The 13819-nt window shown below is 66.3% G+C and carries 11 protein-coding genes; 5 read left to right on the top strand and 6 right to left on the bottom strand.

Going from position 1 to position 13819, the window contains the following annotated elements:
• Window positions 1-2: 2 nt before the first annotated feature.
• Both WG898_RS20180 and WG898_RS20175 read right to left on the bottom strand, forming a co-directional pair.
• Window positions 3-800 (bottom strand): DUF2189 domain-containing protein, encoded by a 798-nt coding sequence (locus WG898_RS20180; protein ID WP_444718980.1) that lies wholly within the window; start codon window positions 798-800, stop codon window positions 3-5.
• Between the two features lie 73 nt (window positions 801-873).
• Window positions 874-1629 (bottom strand): C40 family peptidase, encoded by a 756-nt coding sequence (locus tag WG898_RS20175; RefSeq protein WP_339604568.1) that lies wholly within the window; start codon window positions 1627-1629, stop codon window positions 874-876.
• Window positions 1630-1872: 243 nt separating this feature from the next.
• Here WG898_RS20175 and WG898_RS20170 point away from each other — a divergent pair, with 243 nt between their 5' ends.
• Window positions 1873-3786, top strand: a complete 1914-nt coding sequence (locus tag WG898_RS20170) for a propionate--CoA ligase (RefSeq protein ID WP_339604567.1) — start codon at window positions 1873-1875, stop codon at window positions 3784-3786.
• Window positions 3787-3908: 122 nt separating this feature from the next.
• Window positions 3909-5894, top strand: a complete 1986-nt coding sequence (locus WG898_RS20165) for a M3 family metallopeptidase (RefSeq protein ID WP_339604566.1) — start codon at window positions 3909-3911, stop codon at window positions 5892-5894.
• A 4-nt stretch (window positions 5895-5898) separates the two neighbouring features.
• On the opposite strand, the gene WG898_RS20160 is transcribed toward WG898_RS20165, so the two are convergent.
• The 4 genes from WG898_RS20160 to WG898_RS20145 all read right to left on the bottom strand — a co-directional run bounded on the left by WG898_RS20160 (window position 5899) and on the right by WG898_RS20145 (window position 9700).
• Complete coding sequence (locus tag WG898_RS20160; protein ID WP_339604565.1) at window positions 5899-6744, bottom strand: HAD family hydrolase; 846 nt, start codon at window positions 6742-6744, stop codon at window positions 5899-5901.
• Window positions 6741-8450 carry a PhoH family protein gene (locus WG898_RS20155; RefSeq protein WP_339604564.1) on the bottom strand — a complete coding sequence of 570 codons (1710 nt, stop codon included), beginning with the start codon at window positions 8448-8450 and terminating at the stop codon, window positions 6741-6743. Before WG898_RS20155 ends, WG898_RS20160 begins: the two co-directional genes overlap by 4 nt.
• Window positions 8451-8732: 282 nt before the next feature.
• Entirely contained in the window at window positions 8733-9212 is a 480-nt protein-coding gene (locus WG898_RS20150; RefSeq protein WP_339604563.1) for a peroxiredoxin, read from the bottom strand.
• Window positions 9213-9319: 107 nt separating this feature from the next.
• Window positions 9320-9700, bottom strand: coding sequence for an Mth938-like domain-containing protein (locus tag WG898_RS20145; protein WP_339604562.1), 381 nt, complete (start codon window positions 9698-9700; stop codon window positions 9320-9322).
• Window positions 9701-9845: 145 nt separating this feature from the next.
• Between WG898_RS20145 and WG898_RS20140 the strand changes: the two genes are divergently transcribed.
• From WG898_RS20140 to thrC, 3 genes are read left to right on the top strand one after another with little or no spacing between them, the layout of a single operon-like run.
• The gene (locus tag WG898_RS20140; protein WP_339604561.1) at window positions 9846-11072 is read left to right on the top strand and encodes a pyridoxal phosphate-dependent aminotransferase; all 1227 of its coding nucleotides are present in this window, start codon (window positions 9846-9848) and stop codon (window positions 11070-11072) included.
• Between the two features lie 21 nt (window positions 11073-11093).
• Entirely contained in the window at window positions 11094-12416 is a 1323-nt protein-coding gene (locus WG898_RS20135) for a homoserine dehydrogenase (RefSeq protein ID WP_339604560.1), read from the top strand.
• A complete protein-coding gene (thrC, locus tag WG898_RS20130) occupies window positions 12416-13807 on the top strand; it encodes a threonine synthase (RefSeq protein ID WP_339604559.1) in 1392 nt (463 codons plus the stop codon). Before WG898_RS20135 ends, thrC begins: the two co-directional genes overlap by 1 nt.
• Window positions 13808-13819 lie beyond the last annotated feature (12 nt).

Here is a 13819-nt window from a genome sequence, read left to right as displayed (position 1 = left end):
GTTCAATCGATGCGGGCCATGCCCGAGGTATCCACCAGGTCCCGGTAGGCATGCCAGCTGGCGTGGCCCAGCCAGGGCAGGATCACCACCAGGCCCAGCATCAGGGTGGCCATGCCAAGGAGGGTCAGGGCCATGATGAGGGCGGCCCACAGCGCCACCGGCGCCGGGTATTCCATCACCGCGCGCCAGCTGGTGAAGACCGCGCCCAGCACGCTGACCTGGCGATCCAGCAGCAGCGGCACGGCAATCAGGGTGGACGCGAATACCGGCGCGGCCAGCACCGCGCCGAGCGCCAGCCAGGCCTCGAACAGGTGCGAACCCTCGTTCAGCACCACATGGCGCAGGAAGTCCAGCGGCTTGGTGATGGGCACGCCGGCAAAGCCGACGATCAGCGCCGCCGAGGTCAGCACCCAGCCGCTGCCGGCCAGGGCCAGCAGCAGGCCGAAGCCCACCAGGCGGCCGTCGCGCGGCTTCCAGACCTGCAGCACGGTGGCCAGCGTCGCGCGCCGGCCGCGCTCCAGCTCACGGCTGATTGCGTAGAGGCCGGTGGCCAGGATGGGGGCGACGAGCAGGAAGCCGGTGAAGGCGCCGGCAAGCAGCCAGAAGCGGTGGCGTGCCAGCATGAAGATGGCCGCGCCGGCCAGCGCCAGCAGCAGGCCATGCAGCAGCGAGGGGCCTGGGCATCGCACCAGATCGCTCCAGCCGCGCGCCAGCCAGCCCAGCGGGCGCAAGGTGGGCACGGGCTTGACGCCAAAGCGGCGCGACTCCTGCAGGGCTTTCTCGGTGTGTTTGTTGGGCATCAAGATGTTCATGCTGCCATGCTCGCACGGCGCATGGCTTGATGGCCATCAAGGGAACCCTAGAGGGTTGCTGTTAGCGCAGCAGGTTGGCGGCGTCGAGCGCGCCGCTGCCCAGGTCGGCGCGGCGTGCGCCGGTAAAGCGCTTGGCCCAGTAGGCCTCGCGCATGTCCTCCACGCGCACGGCGCTGCCGGTGCGCGGGGCGTGGATGAATTTTCCCTCGCCCACATAGATGCCCACATGCGAGAAGGTGCGGCGCATGGTGTTGAAGAACACCAGGTCGCCGGGCTTGAGTTCGTCCTGCTTGATGGGCATCAGGCTGGAGAGCCGGGCCTGCTCGTCGGCGCGGTGCGGCAGCACCAGGCCCACGCTCCTTTCGAAGATGTGGCGGGTGAAGCCGCTGCAATCGAAGCCGCTGTCGATCGAATTGCCGCCGCGCTTGTAGGGCACACCGAGGAAGTTCATCGCCGACAGCACCAGATCCGAGGCGGTGTCGCGCACCGTGCTGAGGAATTTGCTGGACTCCAGCTGGGCTTGGCTCAGGAGGCCGCGCTCCTGCAGAAAGCGCGAGACGGCGTCGGTGGCGGTGGCCGCATTGGGGGCAGGTGTTGCCGGTGCCGGCGCTGCGGCGGTGCTCGCTTGTTGCTGCTGCAGCAGGCTCTGGCCATAGGCGCCGGTCATCGTGCCTGGCGGCGGGCTCAGGTTTTGCTGCGCTTGCTGCGCCCAGGCCCCACTGCCCAGCAGACCCGCGCACAGGCTCAGCCCGCAAGCCAGGGGCTTGAGGCGTGCAACTAGGCGGGGGGGGAAGGGAAGGCTGCGCGCGGCTGTCATGGTGTCCGGCGCGCAGCTTAAGGAGGGGCTGTCCGGGGTGTCAAGCAAGAGGATGTAAAACTCCGGGTAAGCCCGGGTCCGATTTTGGTATTGAAATCTGCGGGAATACCCGTATTGGACCACAGGCTCATGGGGTGCGGCGCCTTGCGCCAACGCAAGGCGCGGGCAGCTTTGCACGCCGGGTCAGGCTGTCGTCAGTCCCTCTGCATGAAATGCGCGACAAGCTTTGTTTGGAGTCCGCGCATGTCCGCATCGTCGTCTGTTCCGTCTTACGCAGAGTTCTACCGTCGCTCGATCGAAGATCGCGATGCCTTCTGGGCCGAGCAGGCCCGGGCCATCGAATGGCATCGCCCCTTCGGGCAGGTGTGCGACTACAGCCGGCCGCCGTTTGCGCGCTGGTTCGTCGGTGGCCAAACCAATCTCTGCCACAACGCGGTGGATCGCCACGCACGGGATCGCGGCGAGCAGAACGCGCTGATCTGGGTCTCCACCGAGGTGGACGAAGAGCGCATCTACAGCTTCAAGGCGCTGCAGCGCGAGGTCGAGCGCATGGCCGCGATCCTGCTGGCTCAGGGCGTGAGCCAGGGCGACCGGGTGCTGATCTATATGCCCATGATTCCCGAGGCGGCGTTCGCGATGCTTGCCTGCGCGCGCATCGGCGCGATCCACTCGGTGGTGTTCGGCGGCTTTGCCAGCCACAGCCTGGCCAGCCGCATCGACGATGCCGAGCCGGCGCTGATCGTCAGCGCCGATGCCGGCAGCCGCTCGGGCAAGGTCGTGCCCTACAAGCATCTGCTGGACGAGGCCATCCAGCTGGCCAGCCACAAGCCCGGCGCGGTGCTGATGGTGGACCGCGGCCTCGCGCCCTTCGAGCGCGTGGCAGGCCGCGATCTCGACTACGCTGCACTGCGCGAGCAGCACCTCGATGCCCAGGTGCCCTGCACCTGGCTGGAGGCCAACGCGCCCAGCTATACGCTCTACACCAGCGGCACCACCGGCAAGCCCAAGGGCGTGCAGCGCGACACCGGCGGCTACGCGGTGGCGCTGGCCGCCAGCATGCAGCACATCTACTGCGGCAAGCCCGGCGAGACCTATTTCTCCACCAGCGACATCGGCTGGGTGGTGGGCCACAGCTACATCATCTACGGCCCGCTGCTGGCGGGCATGGCCACCATCATGTACGAGGGCCTGCCGACGCGGCCGGACGCCGGCATCTGGTGGAGCCTGGTGGAGAAGTACCGGGTCACGGTGATGTTCAGCGCGCCCACCGCGGTGCGGGTGCTGAAGAAGCAGGATCCGGCCTATCTGGGCAAGTACGACCTGAGCTCGCTGCGCGCGCTCTTCCTGGCCGGCGAGCCGCTGGATGAGCCCACCGCCCAATGGATCGCCGAGGCGCTGGGCCGCCCCATCATCGACAACTACTGGCAGACCGAGACCGGCTGGCCCATCCTCTCGATCGCCAATGGCGTGGAGCAAAAGCCCAGCAAGTTCGGCTCGCCCGGCGTGGCCATGTATGGCTTCAACGTCAAGCTGCTGGACGAGAACAGCGGTGCTGAGCTGACGGCCCCGAACCAGAAGGGCGTGGTGGCGATCGCCGGCCCCTTGCCGCCCGGCTGCCTGCAGACGGTATGGCGCGACGATGCGCGCTTCGTCAACACCTACTGGTCCAGCATCCCGGGCCAGCAGCTGTATTCGACCTTCGACTGGGGCATCCGCGATGACGAGGGCTATTTCTACATCCTCGGCCGCACCGACGATGTGATCAATGTGGCCGGCCACCGCCTCGGCACGCGTGAGATCGAGGAGAGCATCTCCAGCCACCCCAATGTGGCCGAGGTGGCGGTGGTGGGCGTGGCCGACCAGCTCAAGGGTCAGGTGGCGATGGCCTTCGTGGTGCTCAAGGACGCCGGCCGCGCCGCCACGCCCGAGGCCGCCATGGCCCAGGAGGGCGAGATCATGAAGCGGGTGGACGAGCAGCTTGGCGCGGTGGCGCGCCCGGCGCGCGTGCGCTTCGTCAACACGCTGCCCAAGACGCGCTCGGGCAAGCTGCTGCGGCGCGCCATCCAGGCGGTCTGCGAGGGGCGCGATCCGGGCGATCTCAGCACCATGGACGATCCGGCCGCGCTGCGCCAGATCAGCGAGGTCTTGAGCGCCTGAGCAGCTGGCTCGGGCTAGGGTTGTCACGCTGTGCCTTTTGGCGCGGTTTTGGCGCGGCAGGCACAATCCGGGCCCTTGCCGCCCAGAACCATCCCCAGGGCGGCCCCGATATTGGAGTCCGCATGATGACCAAGCCCCTGCGCGCTGCCGCCTTTGCGGCCAGCGCCTTCTTGCTCGGCGCCAACGCACTGGCGCAAGCCAGCCTGCCCGGCCCGGCCTTTCCCCAGCTCAAGAGCGCCGCGCAGATCAAGTCTGCCTGCGACGCCGGCCTGGCCGCCGCCAAGAAGCGCGTGGGCCAGCTCGAGCGCCGCAAGGTTGACGCCGGCTGGATCGCCGCCTACGACGACTACTACGCCTTTGTCGAGGACACGCTGAGCCCGATCGACTTCGTGCTGAACGTGCATCCGGATGCCGCCGGGCGCGATGCCGCCCAGGCCTGCTCGCTGCGCTGGTCGGATTTCAATTCCAGCTTCAACCAGAACGAGAAGATCTTCCGCGCGCTCAAGAGCGCCCCCACGCCCACGGCGATCGAGCGCGAGCTGCAACGCATTGCGCTGGGCGGCTTCGAGGACAGCGGCGTGAGCCTGACCGCGCCCAAGCGCCAGCGCGCCAAGCAGATCCTCGACAAGCTGACCGAGCTGGACCAGCAGTTCAACAAGAACATCCGCGATGCCAATGTGCAGGTGGCCTTCAGCGAGGACGAGCTCAAGGGCGTGCCCGAGGGCGTGTGGGCCAAGGCCAAGCGCGACGCCCAGGGCCGCGTGCTGCTGGGGGTGGACTACCCGACGCTGCGCCCGCTGCTGCAAAGCGGCGAGAACGCCGCCGCGCGCGAGCGCCTCTGGCGCGCCAAGGAGAACGAGGGCGGCGATGCCAATCTGGCCCTGCTGGGCGAGATCGCCAAGCTGCGCAACGAGTACGCGCAGCTGTTCGGCTTCAGCAACTTCGTCGACTTCAATCTGCGCCGCCGCATGGCCAAGGACGCGGTCACCGCCTGGAAGTTCCTCGACGAGGTGAAGGACACCGTCAACGCGCGCGAACGCAGCGATGTCGAGGAGCTGCGCGCCGCCAAGGCCAAGCACCTGGGCCAGCCGCTGGAAGCCACCAAGATCGAGCGCTGGGACAGCAGCTTCTACGCCGAGCGCCTGCGCAAGGAACGTTTCAGCGTCGACCAGGAGGCCTTCCGCGAGTACTTCCCGGCCCAGGAAAGCCTGAAGTTCGCGATGCATGTGATCGAGAAGCTGATGGGCGTGCGCTATACCGAGGTGCCGGCCGAACTCTGGCACCCCGAGGCCAAGGCCTTCGCCGTCAGCGATGCGGCCAGCGGCAAGCCTATCGCCACCCTCTATGTGGACATGTACCCGCGCGAGGGCAAGTACAACCATGCGGCGGTGTGGCCGCTGCGCTCCAGCGCCTCGCGCATCGGTCGCACCTCCACCGCCGCGCTGGTGGTGAACTTCGACCGTAAGGGCCTGACCATCGACGAGATGGAGACCCTGCTGCATGAGCTGGGCCATGCGGTGCACAACAACCTCAGCAACACCCGCTATGCGCTGCAGGGCGGTACCAGCGTGATGCTGGACTTCGTCGAAGCCCCCTCGCAGATGCTGGAGGACTGGGTGGTGGACAAGCAGGTGCTGAAGCTGATGGCCGACGTGTGCCCGAGCTGCAAGCCGGTGCCCGACGAGCTGGTGGAACGCGCCAAGGCCGCCAAGGAATTCGGCAAGGGCTCGGCCTATGGCCGCCAGCACCTGTTCGCCAGCTATGACCTGGCCCTGCATGGCAAGGAAGTGCCCGATCCCCTGGCCCTGTGGGCCAAGATGCAGGGTGCCACGCCGCTGGGCTATGTGCCGGGCAGCAAGTTCCCGGCCGGCTTTGCGCATATCGCCGGCGGCTATGGCGCCGGCTACTACGGCTATCTCTGGAGCCTGGTGGTGGCGATGGACCTGCGCACTGCTTTCGCGGCCGACAAGCTGAGCCCCGAGGTGGGCCTGCGCTACCGCAATGCGGTGCTGGGTCAGGGCGGCCAGAAACCGGCGCAGGAACTGGTGCACGACTTCCTCGGTCGTGATTCCAATTCCAAGGCCTTCTTCGACTACCTGCGCAAGTAGGCGGCTAGCTGGTTCGAGGTCGCCAGTCGGCCTCGATGAAGCGCAGCACCGCATCCTCATGGTGCGGGCCGATCACGGTATGCGCTTCCTGCTTGACGGCGTCGATCGCGTTTGCCACCGCAATGCCGCGGTGCGCGGCGCGCAGCATCTTGACGTCGTTGACATGGTCGCCGAACACCACGGTCTCGCGCTCGGCCAGGCCGTAGCGCTCGGCCAGCGTCCGGATCGCCTGGTCCTTGGTGGCGCGGCGGTCGTGCACGGTGAGCCAGGGCCAACCGGGCTTGTAGAGATCCTCGGCCAGATGGGTCTCGACAGCGTCTCCACAGAGCGTGTCGATGTCGCCCTGCAGGGCCTGCAGCGGCGCCTCGCGCTCCACCACCACGAACACCACGGCCGGGTCGCGCAGCGCCTCCTGCAGGCGCGGCGCATGGCGCAGGCGCGGGTCGGCCTTGGCGACGCGCTCGTCCACAAAGGCCTGCTGCGCCTCGTTGTGCACCGACTGGTAGAACAGCTGGTCGCCCTTGGGGCCATGGGTGGAGATGAAGGGCATCAGGCCATGCCGGCGTATCAGCGCAAAGATCGCCTCGCCGAGTGCCGGAGCAATGGTGTTGACCAGCTCATGCCGGCAGCTCGCCATCTCGCTGATATAGGCACCGTTGGACGAGATCACCGGCAGACGCAGCGGCAAGTCGCCCAGAATCTCGCGGATCGAGCTGACGTGACGCGCACTGGCAACGGTGAAGGTCAGGCCCTCTTCGAGCAAGCGCGTCAGGCCGGCCCGCGTGGAATCCGCGAGCCGGCCTTGCGGGTCGAGCAGGGTGCCGTCTAGGTCACTGACATAAAGCGTCACAGCACTTCCGACGCAAAGTCAGCCAGGCGCGAACGCTCGCCGCGCGCCAGCGTGACATGGCCGCTGTGGGCCCAGCCCTTGAAGCGGTCCACCGCATAGGTCAGGCCCGAGCTGCCCTCGGTGAGGTAGGGCGTGTCGATCTGCGCCAGATTGCCCAGGCAGACGATCTTGGTGCCGGGGCCGGCGCGCGTGATCAGGGTCTTCATCTGCTTGGGGGTCAGGTTTTGCGCCTCGTCGATGATGACGTACTTGTTCAGGAAGGTGCGCCCGCGCATGAAGTTCAGGCTCTTGATCTTGATCTTGCTGCGCACCAGGTCGTTGGTGGCGGCGCGGCCCCATTCGCCGGCCGAGCTGTCGCCGCGCGCCAGCACCTCGAGGTTGTCGTCCAGGGCGCCCATCCAGGGGCCCATCTTCTCTTCCTCGGTGCCGGGCAGGAAGCCGATGTCCTCGCCCACCGGCACGGTCACGCGGGTGACGATGATCTCGCTGTAGCGGCGCTCATCCAGCACCTGCGAGAGGCCGGCCGCCAGCGTCATCAGGGTCTTGCCGGTGCCGGCCGTGCCGGTGAGGGTGACGAAGTCGCACTCCGGGTCCATCAGCAGATTCAGCGCGAAGTTCTGCTCGCGGTTACGTGCGGTCACGCCCCAGACGGCGTTCTTCTGGTGGCCGTAGTCCTTCAGCGTGCGCAGCACCGCGGTCTTGCCGGTGATCTCGGTGACCTTGGCATAGAGCGGCGCGGCGCCGGGTGCTTCCAGATAGATCAGCTCGTTGACCAGCAGCGAGGGCACCAGTGGGCCGCTGATGCGGTAGAAGGTGATGCCGCCCTGCTGCCAGCTCTCCATGGTCTTGCCATGGCGCTCCCAGAAGTCGGCCGGCAGCGCCTGCACGCCGGTGTAGAGCAGGTCGGAGTCTTCCAGCGTCTTGTCATTGCGGTAGTCCTCGGCGGGCAGGCCCAGGGCACGCGCCTTGATGCGCATATTGATGTCCTTGGACACCAGCACCACCTCGCGCTGCGGCTGTTGCACCTTCAGCGCCTGCACCACGCCCAGGATCTGGTTGTCGGCCTTGCCCTGGGGCAGGCCCTGCGGCAGCGGCGTGTCGATCAGCTGGGTCTGGAAGAACAGCTTGCCGCCGGCCTCGCGGTGCCCGGTACTGTCCAGCGGCAGGCCCTTGGCCATTTCCTCCAGCGTGCTGCTCTTCAGGCTGGCGGCCAGCGTGTCGAGGTCGCGGCTGACCTGGCGCACATTGCGCGCCACCTCGGTCATGCCCTTCTTGTGCCCGTCCAGCTCTTCGAGCGTGATCATGGGCAGGTAGATGTCGTGCTCCTCGAAACGGAACAGCGACATCGGGTCGTGCATCAGCACATTGGTGTCGAGCACGAAGAGCTTGGGCGGCTCGTTGCTCTTGGGCTTGGCGGCCTTGGGCCGCGGCGGGGCCACCGGGCGCAGCGGTGCCGCGCTGGTGGGCGGCGCCACCAGGGCCAGGCTGGCGGGAGCGCGCAACTCGGGCGTTGCGGTGACGGGCTTGCGGCGATTGCCGCCGGCCTGGGCCGGCGCCACCACCGGGGCGGCCGGCACGAGGGGTGATTTCTCTGGGGCATGGGCAGCCACCGGTACTGCCTGGTTCTTGCTGACCGCCAGGCTGGCGGCGAATGCGGTGGGCTCTAGGCGACTGGCGCGCTTGGTCGGAGGCTTGGGCAGTGGCATGAGTGCAGCTTGCCAGAGAGCAAGCTTGGGTTGGAAAGCAAAAGATAGAGGTCCGGGCCGAAAAAGCAAAAAGCCGCACGGCGAGCGATGCGGCTTTGGCTTGGAATGCGGATCGGGGAACTCAGGGGCATGAGTCCATTATGCACAAAGCGTCGTGACAGCCAGCCCTGGGCCGGCGGCGCTGCGTGCGTGCAACGCAGCATGCAAAAAGCCGGCCCATGGGCCGGCTTCGCTTGGATACTGCAATGCTGCCAGGGTGGCAGCCGAGTCCAGCGACTCGGGTCAGGCGGCGTCCTTCTTCAGGGCCTTGACGGCCTTCAGCACCTCGTCCACATGGCCGGCCACCTTGATGCCACGCCATTCCTCGCGCAGCACGCCGCTCGCGTCGATCAGGAAGGTGGAGCGCTCGATGCCCTTGACCTTCTTGCCGTACATGATCTTGTTCTTCACCACGCCGAACATGTGGCAGAGCTTCTCTTCGGTGTCTGCGATCAGCTCGAAGGGCAGTTCCAGGTTCTGCTTGAACTTGTCGTGCGACACCATGTTGTCGCGCGACACACCCAGCACCACCGCGCCAGCCTTCACGAAATCCTTGTGGCGATCGCGGAACTGCATGGCCTCGGTGGTACAACCGGGGGTGTTGTCCTTCGGGTAGAAGTACAGCACCACCACTTGACCTTTGAAGGCCTGGGGTGTGAACTTCACGCCTCCGGTAGCAAGAGCTTCAATTTCCGGAAGGGGTTTGTTGAGCGCTGGCGTCATGTGGGCGTTCTTTAGAGAGGTGTGCCCGGGTGGGCATAGCCGCGAATTATACGTCGAACCGCAACAAAGCCGCCGCTCGCCACTTCGGGGGATTGCCCTGCGCGGGTTCAGGCCGTGGCTTCGATCAACAAGGCCGCCAGCACGGCGCGCCCCTCGCTGGCCAGCACGTTGTAGGTGCGGCAGGCCGCCCCCAGGTCCATGGTCTCCACGCCAATGCGCGCCTCGATCAGGCCGCGGTAAAGCCGGGGATGGGGAAAGCGCAGGCTGGCGCCGCTGCCGAAGATCACCAGCTCGGGCTTGAGGGCCAGGATCTGCTCGAAATGCGCCTCGCTGAGCGCATCGAAGCTGGGCAGGGCCCAGGCCCGTACCTCGCCACGCCAGGGCACCAGCAGGCTCTGGTCGTGGCGCTGGCCGTTTACCCAGACATGGCTGCCATCGTGGCGCGAGATGCTGTTGCCGCCTTGCTGTTCATCGAGTTGGAATTTCATGAGTGCCGTTGTCTGCGCGAAGCCTGCTTGCGTGGTTTGCGAACCCAGCGTCGCCGGACCTGGGGGAATGCCCTGATCCCTGTGTTTAAATTCCACGCCTGCAGTGCAGCATTTTTGCACCAGTCAATCACCGGAGCCCTTTACCTTGAAGCCGATTTCCAAGTCCGCCAAGCTCGCCAATGTCTGTTATGACATCCGTGGTCCCGTGCTGGACAAGGCGCGCGCGATGGAGGAGGAGGGGCAGAAGATCATCAAGCTGAACATCGGCAATATCGCCGCCTTCGGCATCGAGCCGCCCGACGAAATCGTGCAGGACATGATACGCAACCTGCCCGCGGCGGCCGGCTACACCGATTCCAAGGGCCTGTTCGCGCCGCGCAAGGCGGTGGTGCATTACTGCCAGGAAAAGAACATCCGCGGCGTCGGCATCGACGATGTGTATCTGGGCAATGGCGCCTCCGAGCTGATCGTGATGGCGCTCAACGCCCTGCTGGACAACGGTGACGAGGTGCTGCTGCCCGCGCCCGACTATCCGCTCTATACCGCCGCGGTGGCGCTCTCGGGCGGCAACCCGGTGCACTACATCTGCGACGAAAGCAGCGACTGGTTCCCGGACATCGCCGACATTCGCCGCAAGATCACGCCCAACACCAAGGCCATCGTCGTCATCAACCCCAACAACCCCACCGGCGCGCTCTACCCCGAGAGCCTGCTGCTGGAGATCATCGAGTTGGCCCGTCAGCATCAGCTGATCATCATGGCCGACGAGATCTACGACAAGACGCTGTACGACGGCAACGTCCACACCAGCATCGCCTCGCTGGCCGACGACGTGCTGTGCCTGACCTTCAACGGCCTGTCCAAGAACTACCGCTCTTGCGGCTATCGCGCCGGCTGGATGGTCGTCTCGGGCGAGAAGCGCCATGCCAAGGACTACATCACCGGCCTGAACATGCTGGCCTCGATGCGGCTGTGCGCCAACACGCCGGGCCAGCTGGCCATCCAGACCGCCCTGGGCGGCTACCAAAGCATCAAGGACCTGGTGGCTCCCACGGGCCGCCTGTGCCGCCAGCGCGACCTGGCCTACGAGCTGCTGACCCAGATCCCGGGCGTCAGCGTCGTCAAGCCGAAGGCTGCACTCTATATGTTCCCCCGCCTGGACCCCAAGATCTACCCGATCGAGGACGACCAGCAGTTCGCCTACGAGCTGCTGGCCGAGGAAAAGGTGCTGATCGTGCAGGGGACGGGCTTCAACTGGACAGCCCCCGATCACTTCCGCCTTGTGTTCCTGCCCAACTCCGACGACCTGAAGGAGGCGGTGGGCCGCATCGAGCGTTTTCTGGCGCACTACCGCAAGCGCCATAGCACCTGACAACCTGAGCAAAGAGACACCATGCAAGCGATCAAAGTCGGCCTTCTGGGCATTGGCACCGTGGGCAGTGGCACCTTCAATGTGCTGCGCCGCAATCAGGCAGAGATTCGTGGCCGTGCCGGCCGCGGCATCGAGATTGCGATGGTGGCCGACCTCGATACCGAGCGCGCCCGTGAAGTCGTCGGCGACGCCGCGCGGGTGGTGAGCGATGCCCGCGAGGTCATTGCCAACCCCGAGATCGACATCGTCGTCGAACTGATCGGCGGCTACGGTATCGCCAAGGCGCTGGTGCTGGAGGCGATCGCTGCCGGCAAGCATGTGGTCACCGCCAACAAGGCCTTGCTGGCCGTGCATGGCACCGAGATCTTTGCCGCGGCCCATGCCAAGGGCGTGATCGTGGCCTTCGAGGCCGCGGTGGCCGGCGGCATCCCCATCATCAAGGCGCTGCGCGAGGGCCTCACCGCCAACCGCATCGAATGGATTGCCGGCATCATCAACGGCACCACCAACTTCATCCTCTCGGAGATGCGCTCCAAGGGTCTGGACTTCGGCGTGGTGCTCAAGGAAGCCCAGCGCCTGGGCTATGCCGAGGCCGACCCCAGCTTCGACATCGAAGGCGTGGACGCCGCGCACAAGGCCACCATCATGTCGGCCATCGCCTTCGGCATCCCGGTGCAGTTCGAGCGTGCTCATGTCGAGGGCATCACCCAGCTTCAGGCGGCCGACATCAAATACGCCGAACAACTCGGCTACCGCATCAAGCTCCTGGGCCTAACGCGGCGCCGCCACGACCTGCCCGGTGGTGGCATCGAGCTGCGCGTGCACCCGACACTGGTGCCGGCGAATCGTCTGATCGCCAATGTGGAGGGTGCGATGAATGCGGTGATGGTGCAGGGCGACGCCGTCGGCACCACGCTGTATTACGGCAAGGGCGCGGGCGCCGAGCCCACCGCCTCGGCGGTGATCGCCGATCTGGTCGACATCACCCGCCTGCACACCGCCGACCCGGACCACCGCGTGCCGCACCTGGCCTTCCAGCCCGACGCGATGAGCGACACCCCCATCCTGCCGATGGAACAGGTGCTGACCAGCTTCTATCTGCGCCTGGTTGTGGCCGACGAGGCCGGCGTGCTGTCGCGCATCACCACCATCTTGGCCGAGCATGACATCTCGATCGACGCGGTGCTGCAGCGCGAATCAGCGGAGGGCGAAAAGCAGACCGACCTCATCATCCTCACCCACGAGACCGTGGAAGGCCGCATGAACAAGGCCCTGGCCCAGATGCAGGCCCTGCCCACCGTGCTGGCGCCGATCGTGCGGCTGCGCAAGGAGGAGCTGGCCTGATGCGCTATGTCAGCACCCGCGGCGACCGCAGCGAACGTTCCTTCAGCGAGATCCTGCTGGAGGGCCTGGCGCCCGATGGTGGCCTGTATCTGCCGGTGGCCTATCCGCAGGTCGACGATGCGACGTTGACGAAGTGGCGCGGCCTGTCCTATGCCGATCTGGCCTTCGAGATCCTCTCGCTCTATATCGACGACATCCCGGCCGAGGACCTGTTGGCGATCACGCGCCGCACCTACACCGCCGAGGTGTTTGGCACGCCCGAGATCACGCCGCTCAAGACCCTGGAGCAGGGGCTGGCGCTGCAGGCCCTGTCCAATGGACCGACGCTGGCCTTCAAGGACATGGCCATGCAGTTGCTGGGCCAGCTCTTCGAGTACGAGCTGGGGCGCCGCGGCGAGACCCTCAACATCCTGGGCGCAACCTCGGGCGACACCGGCAGCGCGGCCGAGTACGCGATGCGCGGCAAGGCCGGTGTGAACGTCTTCATGCTCAGTCCGCATGGCCGTATGAGCCCCTTCCAGCAGGCGCAGATGTTCAGCCTGCAGGATGCCAACATTCACAACTTGGCGGTGCAAGGCGTGTTCGACGACTGCCAGGACATCGTCAAGGCGGTCTCCAACGACCTGGACTTCAAGCGCCAGTACAAGATCGGCACGGTCAATTCGATCAACTGGGCGCGCCTGCTGGCCCAGGTGGTGTACTACTTCGCCGGCTACTTCCAGGCCACCAAGAGCAATACCGAGCGGGTCAGCTTTACCGTGCCCTCGGGTAATTTCGGCAATGTCTGCGCCGGTCATGTGGCGCGCATGATGGGCCTGCCGATTGAAAACCTGGTGGTGGCCACCAACGAGAACGATGTGCTCGACGAGTTCTTCCGCAGCGGCGTCTACCGCCCGCGCGGCAGCGCCGAGACGCACGAGACCTCCAGCCCCTCGATGGACATCTCCAAGGCCAGCAATTTCGAACGCTTTGTGTTCGACCTGCTGGGCCGCGATGGTGCCCGGGTGAAGGCCTTGTTCAGCGCCGGCGGCTTCAGCCTGACGGCCGACGAGCGCGCGGCCATGGCCCGTTTCGGCTTTGCCTCGGGCAGCAGCAACCATGCCGACCGCCTGGCGACGATACGCGACTGCTACCAGCGCCATGGCCAGATCATCGACACCCACACGGCCGACGGCCTCAAGGTGGCCTTGGCGCACCGTCAGGCCGGCACGCCCATGCTGGTGCTGGAAACCGCCTTGCCGGCCAAGTTCGCGGCCACCATCCGCGAAGCGCTGGGCATCGAACCGCCACGCCCGGCCGGGCTCGAGCACATCGAGGCGCTGCCCAAGCGCGTGACCGTGCTGCCGGTGGATGTAGAGGCGGTGAAGGACTTCATCCGCAGCCATGTCTGAGCCCGTCCAACG

It is taken from the genome of Paucibacter soli (assembly GCF_037482845.1).
Taxonomy (GTDB): domain Bacteria; phylum Pseudomonadota; class Gammaproteobacteria; order Burkholderiales; family Burkholderiaceae_C; genus Paucibacter_B; species Paucibacter_B soli.
This window is presented reverse-complemented; position numbering and strand designations above follow the sequence as displayed.